The following is a 17069-nucleotide window of genomic DNA, read 5'->3' on the forward strand; positions in this document are numbered from 1 at the left end:
TCTCAATGACTCCGGTTTAGCCTTTTTAACAGCGGCAACCGCAGTCATCACCGATTTCATCGTCTTTTCCCGGTTATCGGATTTTCTGACAGCATACCACCCTCACTGCGGCGAGACGGGATAAACTGCGCCCAAAACCGTCTCACAACAGGCTCCGGTGACCGATGGCAGATTCCCCGGCAGGCCGGAGAGCGTGCGGAATGCCAGCCAGGCAAAGGCTAAGGCTTCCATATCGTCGCCACTGACGCCAAAACTGTCGGTGGTCGAAACTTCGGTTCCCGGCAACATGGCAGACATGCGAGCCATCAACAGCGGGTTACGTGCCCCACCGCCACACACTAACAAACGCTCACAACCCCCCGCCAACTGTACCTGTTCGGCGATGGACACGGCAGTCAACTCCGCCAATGTCGCCTGCACATCCTGCGGTGCAATCGGCGGTAAACCTTTTAGCTGCTGTTCCAGCCAACCGGCGTTGAAATATTCGCGCCCGGTGCTTTTCGGCGCGGGCAAAGCAAAGTAGCCATCAGAGAGCATCTGCCGCAGCAACGGTTTATTTACCTTGCCGGTTAACGCCCATGCGGCATCACGATCATAGGGCAACGAGCAATGACGCCAGATCCAGGCATCCATCAGCATATTACCGGGGCCGGTGTCAAAACCTCTCACTGGTGCATCGGGAATCAACATGGACAAATTGGCGATACCACCAATATTCAGCACCATACGACGCTCGGTGGCGTGAGCCAATAACGCCTGATGAAATGCCGGAACCAACGGCGCACCTTGCCCGCCGTAGGCCATATCCCGGCGACGGAAATCACCCACCGTGGTGATATTCGTCATAGCCGCGATACGGTTGTTATCACCCAGTTGCATAGTAAAACCCGGTTCGCCCTGCGGTTCATGCCATACCGTTTGGCCGTGGCAACCGATGGCCGTCACATCCTCAGCAGAGATGCCGGTTTTCTTCATCAAACCCAAGACCGCTTCGGCGAATAACGTGCCTAATTGCGCATCCAGTTTGCCAACGGCAGACAACGTGGTTGTTTGGCCTTGGCACATGCCGAGAATATCTTTTTTTAACTGCAAAGGTATCGGATAACTGAACGAGGCCTGCTGCGCCACTATCCGTTCATTAATCGCAGCCAGAACCACATCGATCCCATCCAGACTGGTACCCGACATCACTCCAATAAAACGGCCTGATTTCATAGCGATAACCTTATCTCCCTCCGGGGAGTGCAATAGAAAAAAACAATGCAGTGACTACACCAGAATACTAGAATTAACACCATGAAAAGATGTACTTTTTCAATTGTATCTTGCGACCGGTTCAGTTCTTGTTTACTCCCTGAGTTTTGCCAGACCGATCACAGAAAAATGGATATTACTTTCTTTTACCAATGGGTTCTTTTAGAAACTTAAACCACCGTTTAATATTGGTTGAACAAAAACACGTTAGGCTGCCCTCTAACTTACCGAAGCGTGTTGAATAACTGTCGGAGTCAGCCATACTTTTAGTTATGCTCATAACCATTTATTAAAATTTGGCTGTGTTGGGTATCGTGAACCGTTTAACGGTTTTGCACTTTAAATAGGAGTTTTTATGATCAAGCCTTTACTCGTCATTGCTATCGCGGCGGTTACATTGACAGGCTGTGCCAACAACAGCACGCTGTCAGGTGATGTTTTCAGCGCGTCACAAGCCAAGCAAGTGCAGACTGTGACTTACGGTACTCTGGTTTCTGTGCGTCCAGTGACTATTCAAGGCGGTGATGAATCCAACGTAATGGGTGCTATTGGTGGTGCCGTTCTGGGTGGATTCCTGGGGAATACCGTCGGTGGTGGCAGCGGCCGCAGCCTGGCAACCGCAGCGGGTGCAGTCGCCGGTGGCGTTGCCGGTCAGAGCGTTCAGGGCGCAATGAATCGTACCGATGGCGTGCAATTGGAAGTCCGTAAAGACGATGGCACCACTATCTTGGTGGTTCAGAAACAAGGCCCAACCCGCTTCAGTGTTGGTCAGCGCGTCATGCTGGCCAGCAGCGGTAGCACCGTCACCGTCAGCCCACGTTAATTTAAGTTGCGGACGTAAAAAAACCGAGGCTCACACGACGAGCCTCGGTTTGTTTTCTTTTGCTGTGAATAGATAATAGAACTTTATTATTTTTACTTACTTTGTAATTGAATAATATTCTGTTCAAGTTTACCGATCAAACCTGATAACAAAATAATCTCCTCCTCTGAGATACCCCCCAAGATTTCCTTTCGGGTTGCTTTAATGACGTCATCAACTTCTTTGATAATAGGACACGACTCATTGGTTAATTTTATCCGCTTAGCGCGGCGGTCATTAGCACAAGTATGCCGTGTGATTAATCCCTTATCCTCAAGTTGGTCTAACGTACGAACCAATGATGGCTGCTCGATACCAATCGCTTTTGCCAGTTGAATCTGCGATTGCTCCGGTGGTAACCGACTAATGTTATGGAGCGTAACCCAATGTGTTTGGGTCAGTTCCAACGGTTTTAATCGATGGTCGATTAAAGCGCGCCAAACGCGAACTAATCGTGCTAAATCAGATCCTAATGTCGATTCCAATTGCCCCTCCTTTTAATTAGCGTGCTAGCATAACTCCCAGAGTCCAGTCTATTTTGGGTAATTAACATTAAAAATACAAATGTATATATACCGCCGATAGCGGGTTAATAGCAATAATTACCAGAAATCCTTTAGAATTAGTTAACTTTAACCCAAAAGGATTAACCCTATGCGAGTAACATCATTAACGACTTCGTTACCGTCAACCGACCGGATTCTGGGTGCCTCGATCAATTCCCCGCCCATGTTCAAGGCGGCTATGCTAGATATGATATTTGGCTATTGATCCATCATTTACTACGGAATTGGATCTACTCTGACGAGATCTGCCATCCAATGTTAATGGATTTGTCTATTTTTGTCATTGCTGTCAGCATTTCTTTGTAGATTTTGAGCCCTGGGTAAATTGAGATGAAATATCAATCGATGGAATATTTTTCTACCGTCAACGTTTTTACTATTGTGCTCTTTGCCGATCGGCGGATATGGAATGATTATATGCCCTCCTCTCGACACCAGACGATAAAGTGCGTGGCTAATGAGTTAGCATTACACCGGAAGTCACTATCCGTCTGATTCAAATTACGATATACGACAATCAATCAATGACAGCGGATGGCCTATTATTTTCTCTCATCCCAGAGCCTTTTCAACCGGCGCAGGATAATGCTCAGGTCACGCACGATAAGGCGTATGCCGATTTTTACAAGACCCATAGTGAAGCTGAATAGCGCTATCATTTACCGAAAAATAACCTATCAGGGGAAGACCTGAATAGGGTTAATTTACCCACTCAAGCGATAAAAGCCAACGTGCAAAATACATTGGTTAATCTAGAGCAGGCTAACAGGAACCAAAGTAAAAACCGTATTTATGCGCCGACCGATAGAGAGATAACCCATTAACAAACTGATGTGGATAATTACGGCACAACAAGAACAGCATCAGTGATTTTGGTTAATACTCATGCTTTTTACATGATGGCTTATTTCGAAGAAACGCAATCACGACATATCAGGGAAGGTAATCGGGCAAATATTATTTTATATATTCGAAATATACCTCTTCAGAGGGAAATAGAGCCGATTGACCGCGCTCTATATCATCAGAATATCAATACCCATAATAATTTATCCGGTACGCCATAAACCCGATCCTCCTGAACGGCACCTTACTCGATTGATTATCCAATTTTTGGGGTGCATTCCATTGAAGACGGGTCGATATCAAGGCACGTCATAACCCAAGGCGGCGCGGCGAATGCGGAACCACTGCTGGCGATTGAGCGTTAGTGACACCGATTTCCAGGCAGAGGCCACCCGTTCGATTTTGCCAGAGCCCATAATTGGTAGCGGTGAAGACGGTAGGCGCATTACCCAGGCATAAACCACCTGTTCAATATTATCTGCGCCAATTTCTTCGGCTATAATCTGTAATTCATCACGTAACGGCTGAAATTCTGGATCGTTAAATAAGCGACCGCCCCCTAGGCAAGACCAGGCCATGGGTTTGATCCGCTGTTGCTGGCACATATCCAGAGTGCCATCCAAAATAGCGGACTGATGTAACGGTGAAATCTCCACCTGATTAGTCACCAGTAAAAATGGCAAACGGGATTGCAGCAGGCTGAACTGAGCGGGAGTGAAGTTGGACACGCCAAAATGCTTCACTTTGCCACTTTGATGTAATTGGATGAAGGCTTCAGCAACCTCATCAGCCTCCATCAAAGGGTCCGGACGGTGAATCAGCAATAGATCCAGATAATCAGTATGCAGATTAATCAGCGATTGTTCTGTGCTATGCACAATGTGATCGCGCCCGGTATTGTAATGACCGAGCACATGCTCTGCTTTAGCCGTGGTAGCAATACCGCACTTGCTGACAATTTCCATTTTTTGCCGCAGCGACGGTTGCAGACGCATCGCCTGGCCAAATGCCTGTTCACATTGATAGCCGCCGTAGATATCCGCGTGATCGGCGGTAGTGATGCCCATGTCCAGGTGTTGTTGGATAAAACCTTGTAACTGGGTGGGCGTCATATTCCATTCCATCAAACGCCAGTAACCGCAAATCATACGGGAAAACTCAGGGCCTTGCGGGGCTAATTGACTACGTGTATGCATTCTGACCACCTTATATATTGAGTGGCCTTCAGCATACACAAGCAGCGGCAAGGTTAAATCATCCTGATGCAAGAAAATGGCCGTTAATCACGCTCAACCGGTGAGAATCAAAACAGTGAGGGTTGCTCTGGCAAAGGCTCTTCCGGTTTTTTATTGGCGCGCAGTTGACGCAATAAACGCTGGCGGCACAACCGCAGTACATCGTGTTTTTGCCTATCTGTCATTTGCATCCAGCCAAAGCGTTCTTCTCGGCTACGAAAACAACCACGACAAAAACCACGGTCATCTGCCTGACAGATACCGCGGCATGGGCTGGGGATGTCAAAAAACTCCAGTTGCTGAGCCACACAATCTCCTCAATCTACCCTTTCATTGAAGACGGCTTAACGGCGGCTGGCAAGTGCCGTGACGATGAAAATAATCGCGCAGATACTGTAACGCGCCGTATCCTGCTGATTCAATCCAGTGAATTCACCTTGCCAAACGCTAAGGTTATCTTAAGTTTATTGCTGTAGCTTGGCGTTCATCAATGATTAATAGGTTCACCTTAGCAATGAATGGACGATTTAAGTTACAGTGTAACGCAATGACTTTTATCCTTAGCTGCGCGCTGTTTTTCACCCTATTCCAAAACGCTCTGTTCATATACAAAGCTTGGTCACTGATCGTTTTTGACAGTCTGGATAGCTATCTTTTTGCCGCCACAGTTCCGCTGGTGGTGTTCTGCGCGTTAAATATCATTTTCAGCGTATTGGTGATCCCCTACTTACGCAAACCGATTATTATCACTTTGCTATTGGGTAGCGCGGCGGCCAACTACTTTATGTTCAGCTATGGCGTAGTGATCGATGGCAACATGATGCAAAATGCCTTTGAAACCAATGCACAGGAAGCCAGTGCATTACTGACGCCACGGATGTTCTGGTGGTTATTGATGTTGGGCATAGTGCCAGCCATCGGAATAGGCTTGGTACGAATTCAAACCACCAAACCCTGGTGGTATATGCTGGGACTGCGCGTGAGCAATATCCTGCTGTCTATTCTGATTATTTTGCTGGTCGCGGCATTATTCTACAAAGATTACGCTTCGCTGATTCGCAACAACAAAAGCATGGTAAAAATGCTGACGCCCTCCAACTATGTTAGTGGCGTGATTCAATATACCAAACACAAATACTTCACCAGTAATCTACCGCTGATCCGTATTGGTGAGGATGCACAAAAAGGCCCGCTAATATTGGCACAGCAGAAAAAAACGCTGGTGGTATTGGTCGTGGGCGAAACGGCGCGGGCAGAAAATTTTTCTCTTGGCGGCTACGCCCGGGAAACCAACCCGCGCCTGAAACAAGACAAAGTGATTTATTTTAAAAATGCCTCATCGTGCGGCACCGAAACCGCTATTTCCGTGCCTTGCATGTTCTCCAATATGTCGCGCAAAGACTATGACGCCACGCAGGCCAGTCATCAGGAAGGCCTGATGGATATCATCGCTCACGCTGGCGTTAATGTTTTGTGGCGGGAAAATGACGGCGGCTGTAAAGGTGCCTGTGATCGGATTCCGCATCAAGACGTGACGCAACTGAATCTGACTGATTATTGCGCTGGCGATGTTTGTATGGATAACGCCCTGCTGCATAATCTGGATAACTATATCAATGGGCTGAAAGGCGATGGCGTCATTGTCTTACACCAAATGGGCAGTCACGGCCCGGCTTATTACCGCCGAACCAACGCTGAATTACGCCAATTCACGCCAACCTGTGACAGCAACCAGATTCAGGATTGCAGCCCACAAGAATTGGTCAATACCTACGATAATTCGCTGCTGTACACCGATGCTATGCTGGATAACACCATCAAAATTCTACAACAGCACCGTGAAAAATTTAATACGGCGCTGGTCTATCTCTCCGACCACGGCGAATCGCTGGGGGAAAATGGCATCTATCTGCACGGCACCCCTTACGTATTTGCACCCAGCCAACAAACCCATGTTCCGATGTTACTGTGGATGTCTGCTGAATATGAGAAGAATTTCGCGGTGAATCGCGGTTGTCTAAATGAGATTGCGCAAAATGCCGAGGTATCTCAAGACAACCTATTCCACTCAATTTTGGGAATGATGAATATTCAAACCAAAGAATATCAGCCGACGCTGGATATACTGCAACGTTGCCGTAATAACGGCTAACGGGCTGAATCCGTTCAAGAGTTTAGTCAGTTAACGATATCTATTTAAGACAAAAATGGAGTATTAACTGATTTATTTACCACCTTTGCTCTTGACCTAGACCGATCGGTCTATTACGCTTCTTGGCATGAATAAGATATTGCATACTCATACTGATACTCGAGAACATCTGTTAGCCACCGGCGAGCACCTAAGCTTACGTCTGGGATTTAACGGGATGGGATTAAGCTTGCTACTCACTAGCGCAGGAGTACCAAAAGGCTCTTTTTATCATTACTTTAAATCGAAAGAGGCCTTTGGCGAAGCCATGTTGCAACGCTATTTTGATCGCTACGATGCGCAAATGCACAATCTGTTCTCGAATCCTCAAGGGGATCAGCGTCATCATTTGTTGAGTTACTATGCGCAGGCGATTAGCAACTATTGTAACAGTGAATGCCATAATTCTTGCTTGGCAGTGAAGCTATCAGCGGAGGTCAGCGACCTGTCCGAACCCATGCGTCATGCGCTGGATACCGGTACAGCGCGGGTCATTCGTCGGTTACAGAATGCGATTGAACAGGGTATTGCAGAAAAATCGTTACGGACGATTTTATCGCCAGACGCCACGGCGGAAACGCTGTATGCCTTGTGGTTGGGCGCATCAGTGCGAGCCAAAGTTAAACGTTCTCTCGCGCCACTGACCTGCGCGTTAGAAAGTATCGAATTATTATTACCCCCAGCGAGTTAATTTCATAACGGCTGACCATGCCATTAGGCGGTTAGCGGTTTATACAAACACTAGACGACTGGTCTATTAATACAGGAATTACCATGAAGACAGCAAAATTGTTCTCTCCCCTGAAAGTCGGTGCATTTACGCTACCTAACCGCGTATTTATGGCTCCTCTGACTCGCTTACGCAGCATTGAGCCAGGAGATATTCCTACACCATTAATGGCCGAATATTATGCCCAGCGCGCCAGCGCCGGTTTGATCATCACCGAAGCGACGCAGGTTTCTTTTCAGGCCAAAGGCTACGCCGGTGCTCCGGGTTTACACACTCAGGAACAGTTGGAAGGATGGAAAAAAATCACTCAAGCGGTACATGAAAAACAAGGACATATCGCCGTACAACTTTGGCATGTCGGTCGTATTTCTCACCATAGTTTGCAGCCAAACCAACAGGCTCCGGTAGCCCCTTCGGCCATTGCCGCCGACACCCGCACCACCATTCGTGATGAAAATGGTGATTGGGTTCGTGTTCCTTGCTCTACACCACGCGCGCTGGAATTACAGGAAATCCCAGCGATTGTTGATGATTTTAGGAACGCGACGGCCAATGCCCGCGAAGCCGGTTTTGATTTCATTGAAATCCATGCGGCACACGGCTATTTATTACACCAATTCATGTCTCCGGCATCCAACCAGCGCACCGATGCTTACGGCGGTAGCATTGAAAACCGCACTCGCCTGACGTTGGAAGTGGTTGATGCGACCGCCGCAGAATGGGGCGCGGAACACATTGGTATCCGTATTTCACCACTTGGCCCATTCAATGGCCTGGATAACGGTGAAGATCAGGAAGATGCGGCGCTGTATCTGATTGATGAACTCAACAAACGTAAAATTGCTTATTTACATATCTCTGAGCCAGATTGGGCGGGTGGAAAACCTTACACCGACGCTTTCCGCGATGCCGTACGGGCGCGCTTCAATGGCATTATCGTCGGAGCCGGTGCCTATACGGCCGAAAAAGCCGAAACCCTGATTGAAAAAGGCTTTATTGATGCGGTTGCCTTTGGCCGCAGCTATATTGCCAACCCAGATCTGGTCGAACGCCTGCAACAACAAGCGCCACTGAATACACCAGACGGCGACACGTTCTATGGTGGTGGAGCAAAAGGCTATACCGACTACCCGACTTTATCGTGAGTCAGTAAACGCACAATTGCGTGAAAGCGATGCTTTGCATCAGGCCGGTTAGCCATTGCCTAATCGGCTTTTTTATATTTTTCAGTATGATTAATCCGTATCGCCCATATTTATCCGCCATTGAACTCCATTAATTGGCAGGGCTATACTAGCCAGAATTGCACTTATTCCGCCATCTGGCATGGCAAGAGAATTAACCAGAGGAAATTATGCGCTTACTTCATACCATGATCCGCGTCGGTGACTTATCACGATCCATTGATTTCTACACCAAGGTGTTAGGCATGCGTTTGCTGCGTACCAGCGAAAATACCGACTATAAATACTCTTTGGCCTTTGTCGGTTATAGCGATGAAAGCGAAGGCTCAGTGATTGAACTGACCTATAACTGGGGTGTGGACAGCTACGATATGGGCAATGCATTTGGCCATTTGGCGTTGGGTGTAGACGATGTGGCAGCAACCTGCGACCACATCCGTCAGGCCGGCGGCAAAGTCACCCGAGAAGCCGGCCCAGTGAAAGGCGGTAACACCATTATTGCTTTTGTCGACGATCCCGACGGCTATAAAATCGAATTGATCGAAAACAAAAGTGCCAGCCTGGGCTTGGGTCACTAAGACGACAAAACACCGATCTGATAGCCATATTCAAAGGTTAAGGAAGTGATTTCAGGCTCTGGCACCGATCGCTTCCTTTCTTCTGATGATTCCCCCTGCATCACACGAAAAAATTTGACATAATGCGCGCTATATTCGAATGAAGATAAGAAACTGATGGCAGAAAAAAGTGATGTTAACGCCCTGAGTGGTCGTTTTCGTGGGTATTATCCGGTAGTGATTGACGTTGAAACCGCCGGATTTAATGCCAAAACAGATGCATTGTTAGAAATCGCCGCTGTTACCCTCAAAATGGATGAAAACGGTTGGCTGCAACGAGATGAAACCCTGCACTTCCATGTTGAACCTTTTGAAGGTGCCAACCTGCAACCGGAGGCACTGGCGTTTAATGGCATCGATCCTAGCAATCCGTTGCGCGGTGCGGTAAGTGAATACGATGCCCTGCACGCCATATTCAAAGCGGTACGCAAAGGGATTAAAGATAGAGGCTGTAATCGCGCGATTATTGTGGCGCATAATGCCAATTTCGATCACAGCTTTGTGATGGAAGCCGCCGAACGCGCCTGCCTGAAACGCAACCCTTTCCACCCTTTTGCCACTTTTGATACTGCCGCACTCAGCGGTTTGGTATTAGGGCAAACGGTATTGGCGAAAGCCTGCCTGACCGCCGGTATTCCCTTCGACAGCACACAGGCGCATTCAGCACTGTATGACACCGAGCAAACTGCCGAACTGTTCTGCGAGTTGGTTAACCGCTGGAAACGCTTAGGCGGCTGGCCACTGCCCATACCGGCTGAATCAGCGTCCTGATGTCGCTGGGTGCGTCATTGCGGCGTCTATCGCCGCATAATCGCCAAGGATAGATTGCCCGTGATAAAAATAGGTGGCCGGAGCCACCTATTTTATTGTATCCACACCAAAAAGACCGCGATTATTCAGCGGCTTGATCTTCCTGTGAGCGATATTTATCAGCGGTTTCTTTCAACAGCTGTTGCAATTCGCCACGCTGATACATTTCGATCAGAATGTCACAACCGCCAACCAATTCGCCATCTACCCATAACTGCGGGAAAGTCGGCCAGTTGGCATATTTAGGCAATTCAGCACGGATGTCTGGATTTTGCAGAATATCCACATAGGCAAAACGTTCGCCACAGGCAGACAACGCCTGCACAGCCTGAGCGGAGAAACCGCAGCTAGGCAACTTCGGTGAGCCTTTCATATACAGCAGGATGGGGTTTTCTGCTACCTGGCGCTGAATTTTTTCAATTGTCGTCATTTGTTGCTTCCTCAAGCCATTAGATGGCTAAAACCTACGTCATTTCGCTTAGCCGTCATCGCGTTCTATTTGTTGCAATCAGGTTATTGTACCGATTGTGATGCTCTCAATAAAACGCCATTTTTTGCAGGGGTTTATCTCACCACCGTGATCGGGATAGGCTTCGCTACATAAACACCGATTAAGAATAACATTTTTATCCGCGGTAATTCAGGAATATCTTTAACCTTTTCCTGAGGAAAATATTTAGCTAACACACTGACAAACGGTTATTTTAAATCCAGATTGCGCATAAAAAACCAGCAATTCAAACGCCATTAACGTTTTCTCACAAAATCAATTAGAATCAAATAGCTCTCTGCTGTTTAATCCGCTGAGTTTCAGCAATACTGTCACTCTTCGATATCTATTTCAGGGCCAAGGTTGGTAGCGACGTTATGCGTTTAATATTCACGCTGTTTGTGCTGTTGTTTACCCAGCTATATTTAAATCTGGCGCATGCCTCTCCGCAGGCTCGTGTCTCAGCCGAACAGAAAAAAAGCCATGTTAGCCAGGCAAGCCCTGACGATCGTAAAAAACGGAAAGCAGACAAGAACGCAAAAAAAACAAAGTCGGCCGCGCCAGTTAAACAGTCCGCCACTGTGGTTAAAAAGAAGACCAAGACAAAAACCGTAGAGAGTAAAAAGCCCCGTGCCGCAAATAAATCCACTCAATCTACCGTGGCAGCAAATAAGAAAATGGGGGCAGAAAAGAAAAAGGTTACTGCAAATAAAACGGCAGTGAAGAAAGTTAATGCCAAAAAAGAAACCCACGTTGCCTATGGCCGACACCGAAATAAAAATGATAAGAAAGCCGCAACTGCATTAGTCGCCAATAATAAACTTAAACTCAGCCCTGCCCATAAAAAGCGCTATCAACACGCCAAACAAACTGCGATGACCAAACTGATGAAACAGGTCGGTAAACCTTATCGTTGGGGAGGAACCTCACCGATTACAGGGTTTGATTGCAGCGGACTCATTTATTATGCCTACAAAGATGTGGTCAGAATAAAAATGCCGCGTACCGCCAATGAAATGTATCATCTACGCGATGCCGCGCCGGTTAAACGAGCTGAATTAGAAAGTGGTGATCTGGTGTTCTTTAATATTGCCAACCGTGGCGTGGCCGATCACGTTGGGGTTTACCTCGGTAACGGTAAATTTATTCAGTCGCCGCGAACCGGTGAAGAAATTCGCATCAGTATGCTGAATAATGATTACTGGCAAGACCATTATGTCGGTGCCCGCCGCGTAGTGACACCCAAAACCATTCGCTAGCGTTATCGCCCTGCCGGTTTATCCACCGTCGGGGCAGAATTACCCACCAGCCCATCGCCAAGATCTGCGCGCTGAATAGCTTCTCGCTAATCACTTAAACTCTGCGTGGTTAAGTCTGTTTTTCCGCGTGAAAGTTGTTAAGATTAATACCTATAACAAATATATGACAATTATTTATCCGCCCGTCGCCACCGCCTAGTGGGTGATTTGATGGGCAACACCCTGAGTAACCTGAAAGGAGAGAGCCATGTCTTTTGAATTACCTGCACTGCCTTATGCAAAAAATGCCCTTGAACCGCATATCTCGGCAGAAACGCTGGAATACCATTACGGTAAACACCACAACACCTACGTGGTTAACCTGAACAATCTGATTAAAGACACCGAGTTTGCCGGTAAAACGCTGGAAGACATCGTGAAAAGTGCCAACGGCGGTATTTTCAATAACGCCGCTCAGGTCTGGAACCATACGTTCTATTGGAACTGCCTGGCACCTAACGCCGGAGGTGAACCTAGCGGTAAAGTAGCTGAAGCTATCGTGGCTGCATTCGGTTCATTCGCCGATTTCAAGCAACAATTTACCGATGCTGCCGTGAAAAACTTTGGCGCGGGTTGGACTTGGCTGGTGAAAAAGGCTGATGGCAGCCTGGCGATTGTCAGTACATCCAACGCGGGAACACCGTTAACCACCACAGATAAACCCCTGTTGACCGTTGATGTGTGGGAACACGCATACTATATCGATTACCGCAATGCGCGTCCGGTATACCTGGATCACTTCTGGGCGCTGGTTAACTGGGCGTTCGTCGAGAAAAATCTGGCCTGATTGCTGAATCACCAAGATAAAGGGCGGATAGATTCTCCGCCCTTCTCACTTATCGTCGCTCATCTGGACAGTGAGAATTTAATTCATTACCGCGGTCAAGCTGAAGATAATAATCACAGCCAGCGATCCAATGGTAGTAATCAATGACATTTTCAGATTCGTATCCATATAAACTCCTCAGTCGGCTAATGGGGTAGTAAAAGACACATTGTTTGTGTGTTAAATGATTTTCCCACAGTTTGAGAATAAAATCTTGTTATCATTACTCACAGTATAACGTTGATTAGATCTTTCACTTTTCCTCCAGATCAGCCAAAATCCGCAGTTCATTACTGCGTACCGAACCATAACGCCTAAAAACTCCTCTCAGACAGCGCGCTGACGAAAATAACCAGTGGAATGATGATATTCGTCTGAAAGGGTTTAGATCAACGCAGGCAAACGATTAACATAATACTGACCTGCTGTAACAGGTCAGTTTAGGAGTCATTCTTTTTATGGCAACGATTAAAGATGTGGCCAAACGCGCGGGCGTTTCTACCACTACCGTTTCCCATGTCATCAATAAGACACGTTTCGTCGCCGAAGACACCAAAGCTGCCGTTTGGGCAGCCATCAAAGATCTGCACTATTCACCGAGCGCCGTAGCACGCAGTTTGAAAGTCAATCACACCAAATCCATTGGGTTGCTGGCGACCTCCAGCGAAGCCCCCTATTTTGCTGAAGTGATCGAAGCGGTAGAAAATAGCTGCTATAGCAAAGGCTATACCCTGATTCTATGTAATTCACATAATAATCTTGATAAGCAAAAAGCCTATTTAGCCATGTTGGCACAAAAGCGCGTGGACGGATTATTGGTGATGTGCTCCGAATATCCGGAACAACTATTGGGCATGCTGGAAGACTACCGCAATATTCCCATGGTGGTGATGGACTGGGGAACCGCGCGCGGTGACTTTACCGACTCTATTATTGATAACGCCTTTGAAGGCGGTTACCTGGCGGGTCGCTATCTGATTGAACGCGGTCACCGCGATATCGGTGCCATCCCAGGGCAGCTGGCGCGTAACACTGGCGGTGGACGCCATCAAGGCTTTATTAAGGCACTGGAAGAAGCCAATATCACCCTGCGTGATGAATGGGTAGTGCAAGGGGATTTCGAACCCGAGTCCGGTTATAAGGCGATGCATCAAATTCTGACGCAAAAACATCGCCCGACAGCGGTATTCTGCGGCGGCGATATTATGGCCATGGGCGCAATTTGTGCCGCCGACGAACTTGGCCTACGCGTACCCCAGGATATTTCGGTGATCGGTTATGATAATGTGCGCAACGCGCGATATTTTTCGCCCGCATTAACCACCATTCATCAACCGAAAGAACGTTTGGGCGAAAGCGCCTTCGCCATGTTATTGGATCGGATCGTCAGTAAGCGCGAAGATCCGCAGACTATTGAAGTGCATCCAAAACTGGTTGAGCGACGTTCGGTCGCCGATGGCCCATTCCGCGACTATCGCCGTTAAGCCATCAGACAGAAGTCGGAAAACGACTCCGCTGACTTCTGTCTTGACGACTTACGCCTCTCACCGTAGCCATTCGGCGTTTAGCGTCTCAGTATCCCCCAGATAGTCCAGCAACCAAGCCAAGGCTGGCGAGTGGTTATTCTGCTCCCAGGTCAGGCAACATGGACTATCTGGCAACGGCTGAGCCAGAGTGATCACCGCCAACTTCCCCTCGCGGGTCAAAGCCGCTGCTCGATGGGCTGGAACCATCCCGATACACAAACCGTCACACAAACAATCAATTCCGGTTTGCCAATCTGGTGCCACTAAGCGCCGTTGGTTATCCAGCGTCCAAGTATCTCTTTTGGGTAAATTGCGTGCTGTGTCTTCAATACATAATGACGGATAGGGTCGTAATTGATCGTCATTCAACGGGCCACTGAGTGCAGCCAGCGGGTGATTGATGCTGACCACACAGTGCCAGCTCATAAATCCCATATCGCGGAAGGCAAAACGACCGCCCACCGGAATGGCGCGAGTTGCACCAATGGCGATATCGGCTCGTCCATCGGCCAACGCATCCCAAACGCCGTTAAACACTTCAAAACGCACCTTCAACTCGATATCCGGGAAATGTCGGTAGAAATCCAGCACCAATTGGCGGCTACGTAATGGTTTCACGATAATATCAATGGCGATATCCAACTGCCCTCGCCAACCATTAGCCACCTGCTGGCACTGACGGCGAGTGTCAATCATTTTTTTGATAACAGTTCGTGCTTCTTTAATAAACAGCACACCGGCTTCGGTCAGTTCCACATCGCGATGACGACGTTCAAATAAAGGGACTGCAAGCCATGTCTCCAATTGTCGAACCGTATAGCTGACAGCAGAAGGTACACGGTGCAATTCTTGTGCTGCCGCGCTAAAGCTGCCAGTTCTGGCAACCGCATCAACCACTTCCAGTGAATATTCAGACCACATAAACTTGCCTTCAATTTTTTTCACACCAGTATGCAAATATTACCGTTTCACAACGGAATAGCTAGCCGGATAGAATGCTCCCCGCAATAATTCTCCTGCAAAATAACCTACCCACAAGATTTCGCGTCGCAGCAAACCCGTGAGTGTGCAGAAAATACAACGGTCATCCGATCTATTTCGGCGGCGACCAATGCCGCGGCGACGCGCAAAATGAAGGGTAAATAACGAGATAGATATAAACAAATGAAAACATCTGCCAGTTTTATGTTCTACCTGGCCGGGTTGAGCATGTTGGGATATTTGGCCACGGACATGTACTTACCCGCCTTTGGCGCAATGCAGCAAGACCTACAAGCTTCTGCCAGCGCCATCAGTGCCAGTTTAAGTATTTTCCTCGCTGGGTTTGCGATTGCACAACTGATTTGGGGGCCACTGTCGGACAAATTAGGCCGTAAACCCGTGCTATTACTTGGCCTGAGCCTGTTTGCCTTGGGTTGTCTGGGGATGGTTTGGGTTGAAACCCCGGCACAATTACTGATACTGCGGTTGGTACAGGCTATTGGGGTTTGCTCCGCCGCCGTGACTTGGCAGGCGCTGGTGATTGACCGCTATCGCGACGGTAAGGCCAACCGCGTATTTGCCACTATTATGCCACTGGTGGCACTTTCTCCAGCATTAGCTCCGCTGCTGGGCGCATGGTTACTTAACCACTTTAGCTGGCGCGCCATTTTTGTGGTACTGCTGGCGATTACCCTACTATTACTGATTCCAACCGCCTTATTGAGAGAAAAGAAAAAAGCCACGGAAACCGGTGTTGCTAAAGATAATCTGAATTTTTGGCAGATCATCAAATCGCCGTTATTCAGTGGCAATGTGATGATTTTCGCCGCTTGTAGCGCCGGTTTCTTTGCCTGGCTGACCGGCTCACCCTTTATTTTGGGTGATATGGGCTACAACCCGAATGTCATTGGTTTAAGCTATGTGCCGCAGACACTGGCATTTTTGCTCGGTGGCTATGGTTGTCGCAGTGCGCTGAATTATATGAAAGGCAATACCCTACTGCCGTGGTTGTTGTTAGGTTACGGTTTAAGCATGGTTGCTCTGTATTTGATTGCGACGCTGACCGAGCCGACATTACTGACACTATTGATTCCATTCTGTGTCATGGCGCTGGTTAATGGTGCCTGTTATCCCATCGTGGTATCGAATGCCTTAATACCTTTCCCCAATAACAGCGGGAAAGCGGCAGCACTGCAAAATACCCTGCAATTGGGCACCTGCTTTATTGCCAGCATGCTGGTTTCGACCTTTATTCACCAACCATTATTGGCGACCGTCACCGTCATGGTATTAACCGTTCTGGTGGCAATATTAGGCTATATCATCCACCTGTACGGTATGAAAAAAATGAAATCCTTCAATAATCAAAACGAATTAGTCGCTGAGGGGCATAGTCCTCAAGGGAAATAATCGCGGAGTGTACGGGTGACCCAGGGCAGATTTAATATTGAGAAAGCTGCCCTGCGCGCCTATACTCGATCCAGCCTTATATAAAGTGGGTTAATATAACAAGTACTGTTAGTCATATTTTCTGTGCGCGTGGATTGCGTCACATTTTTCTTATGGATGAGTCCCCTTGGTGCCAAGCGCACCAAGGCTTATTCTTAATCTTCCTCTGTCCGTGTTGGGATATTAGACACTAAGGTATTCAAC

At 47.9% G+C, this 17069-nt stretch carries 17 protein-coding genes and 2 pseudogenes; 12 read left to right on the plus strand and 7 right to left on the minus strand.

Going from position 1 to position 17069, the window contains the following annotated elements:
• Nucleotides 1-102: 102 nt before the first annotated feature.
• Nucleotides 103-1215, minus strand: a complete 1113-nt coding sequence (gene anmK, locus DJ39_RS11880) for an anhydro-N-acetylmuramic acid kinase (protein WP_004717607.1) — start codon at nucleotides 1213-1215, stop codon at nucleotides 103-105.
• Between the two features lie 394 nt (nucleotides 1216-1609).
• On the opposite strand from anmK, the gene DJ39_RS11885 reads away from it, so the two are divergent.
• Complete coding sequence (locus DJ39_RS11885; RefSeq protein ID WP_004717609.1) at nucleotides 1610-2077, plus strand: outer membrane lipoprotein; 468 nt, start codon at nucleotides 1610-1612, stop codon at nucleotides 2075-2077.
• A 92-nt stretch (nucleotides 2078-2169) separates the two neighbouring features.
• Here DJ39_RS11885 and slyA read toward each other — a convergent pair whose 3' ends face one another.
• Nucleotides 2170-2601 (minus strand): transcriptional regulator SlyA, encoded by a 432-nt coding sequence (gene slyA / locus DJ39_RS11890; RefSeq protein WP_038242656.1) that lies wholly within the window; start codon nucleotides 2599-2601, stop codon nucleotides 2170-2172.
• Between the two features lie 169 nt (nucleotides 2602-2770).
• On the opposite strand from slyA, the pseudogene DJ39_RS17965 reads away from it, so the two are divergent.
• Together DJ39_RS17965 and DJ39_RS18520 are read left to right on the plus strand one after the other, a co-directional pair.
• Nucleotides 2771-2988: pseudogene (locus DJ39_RS17965) on the plus strand (DUF1656 domain-containing protein).
• Between the two features lie 593 nt (nucleotides 2989-3581).
• Nucleotides 3582-3749, plus strand: a complete 168-nt coding sequence (locus DJ39_RS18520) for a hypothetical protein (protein ID WP_464825948.1) — start codon at nucleotides 3582-3584, stop codon at nucleotides 3747-3749.
• A gap of 78 nt (nucleotides 3750-3827) precedes the next feature.
• Here the strand turns inward: DJ39_RS18520 and DJ39_RS11895 are convergent, their stop codons facing one another.
• Entirely contained in the window at nucleotides 3828-4724 is an 897-nt protein-coding gene (locus tag DJ39_RS11895) for an aldo/keto reductase (RefSeq protein WP_038251395.1), read from the minus strand.
• Between the two features lie 107 nt (nucleotides 4725-4831).
• A complete protein-coding gene (locus DJ39_RS11900) occupies nucleotides 4832-5071 on the minus strand; it encodes a DUF1289 domain-containing protein (RefSeq protein ID WP_004717619.1) in 240 nt (79 codons plus the stop codon).
• Nucleotides 5072-5277: 206 nt separating this feature from the next.
• On the opposite strand from DJ39_RS11900, the gene eptA reads away from it, so the two are divergent.
• The 5 genes and pseudogenes from eptA (at nucleotide 5278) to rnt (ending at nucleotide 10256) form a co-directional block, all read left to right on the plus strand.
• Nucleotides 5278-6915 carry a phosphoethanolamine transferase EptA gene (gene eptA, locus DJ39_RS11905; protein WP_038251397.1) on the plus strand — a complete coding sequence of 546 codons (1638 nt, stop codon included), beginning with the start codon at nucleotides 5278-5280 and terminating at the stop codon, nucleotides 6913-6915.
• Between the two features lie 127 nt (nucleotides 6916-7042).
• Nucleotides 7043-7645 carry a TetR/AcrR family transcriptional regulator gene (locus DJ39_RS11910; protein ID WP_004717623.1) on the plus strand — a complete coding sequence of 201 codons (603 nt, stop codon included), beginning with the start codon at nucleotides 7043-7045 and terminating at the stop codon, nucleotides 7643-7645.
• Nucleotides 7646-7728: 83 nt separating this feature from the next.
• Nucleotides 7729-8829: an alkene reductase gene (gene nemA, locus DJ39_RS11915; protein ID WP_004717625.1), complete on the plus strand. Its 1101-nt coding sequence runs from the start codon at nucleotides 7729-7731 to the stop codon at nucleotides 8827-8829.
• 209 nt (nucleotides 8830-9038) lie between these two features.
• Complete coding sequence (gloA, locus tag DJ39_RS11920; RefSeq protein ID WP_038242659.1) at nucleotides 9039-9446, plus strand: lactoylglutathione lyase; 408 nt, start codon at nucleotides 9039-9041, stop codon at nucleotides 9444-9446.
• A gap of 122 nt (nucleotides 9447-9568) precedes the next feature.
• Nucleotides 9569-10256 (plus strand): annotated as a pseudogene (gene rnt, locus DJ39_RS11925) (ribonuclease T).
• Between the two features lie 121 nt (nucleotides 10257-10377).
• Here the strand turns inward: rnt and DJ39_RS11930 are convergent.
• Entirely contained in the window at nucleotides 10378-10725 is a 348-nt protein-coding gene (locus tag DJ39_RS11930; RefSeq protein ID WP_004717631.1) for a Grx4 family monothiol glutaredoxin, read from the minus strand.
• A gap of 437 nt (nucleotides 10726-11162) precedes the next feature.
• On the opposite strand from DJ39_RS11930, the gene DJ39_RS11935 reads away from it, so the two are divergent.
• Nucleotides 11163-12044 carry a C40 family peptidase gene (locus DJ39_RS11935; RefSeq protein WP_004717635.1) on the plus strand — a complete coding sequence of 294 codons (882 nt, stop codon included), beginning with the start codon at nucleotides 11163-11165 and terminating at the stop codon, nucleotides 12042-12044.
• 247 nt (nucleotides 12045-12291) lie between these two features.
• Nucleotides 12292-12870: a superoxide dismutase [Fe] gene (sodB, locus tag DJ39_RS11940; protein WP_004717636.1), complete on the plus strand. Its 579-nt coding sequence runs from the start codon at nucleotides 12292-12294 to the stop codon at nucleotides 12868-12870.
• 78 nt (nucleotides 12871-12948) lie between these two features.
• Here sodB and cydH read toward each other — a convergent pair whose 3' ends face one another.
• A complete protein-coding gene (gene cydH / locus DJ39_RS17970; protein ID WP_096823419.1) occupies nucleotides 12949-13038 on the minus strand; it encodes a cytochrome bd-I oxidase subunit CydH in 90 nt (29 codons plus the stop codon).
• A gap of 329 nt (nucleotides 13039-13367) precedes the next feature.
• Between cydH and purR the strand changes: the two genes are divergently transcribed.
• Nucleotides 13368-14393 carry an HTH-type transcriptional repressor PurR gene (gene purR / locus DJ39_RS11945; RefSeq protein ID WP_004717637.1) on the plus strand — a complete coding sequence of 342 codons (1026 nt, stop codon included), beginning with the start codon at nucleotides 13368-13370 and terminating at the stop codon, nucleotides 14391-14393.
• Between the two features lie 60 nt (nucleotides 14394-14453).
• Here purR and punR read toward each other — a convergent pair whose 3' ends face one another.
• Nucleotides 14454-15356 carry a DNA-binding transcriptional activator PunR gene (gene punR / locus DJ39_RS11950; RefSeq protein WP_038251399.1) on the minus strand — a complete coding sequence of 301 codons (903 nt, stop codon included), beginning with the start codon at nucleotides 15354-15356 and terminating at the stop codon, nucleotides 14454-14456.
• Nucleotides 15357-15599: 243 nt separating this feature from the next.
• On the opposite strand from punR, the gene punC reads away from it, so the two are divergent.
• Nucleotides 15600-16826, plus strand: coding sequence for a purine nucleoside transporter PunC (punC, locus tag DJ39_RS11955; protein ID WP_004717640.1), 1227 nt, complete (start codon nucleotides 15600-15602; stop codon nucleotides 16824-16826).
• Nucleotides 16827-17069: the final 243 nt, after the last annotated feature.

It is taken from the genome of Yersinia ruckeri ATCC 29473 (genome assembly GCF_000754815.1).
GTDB lineage: Bacteria > Pseudomonadota > Gammaproteobacteria > Enterobacterales > Enterobacteriaceae > Yersinia > Yersinia ruckeri.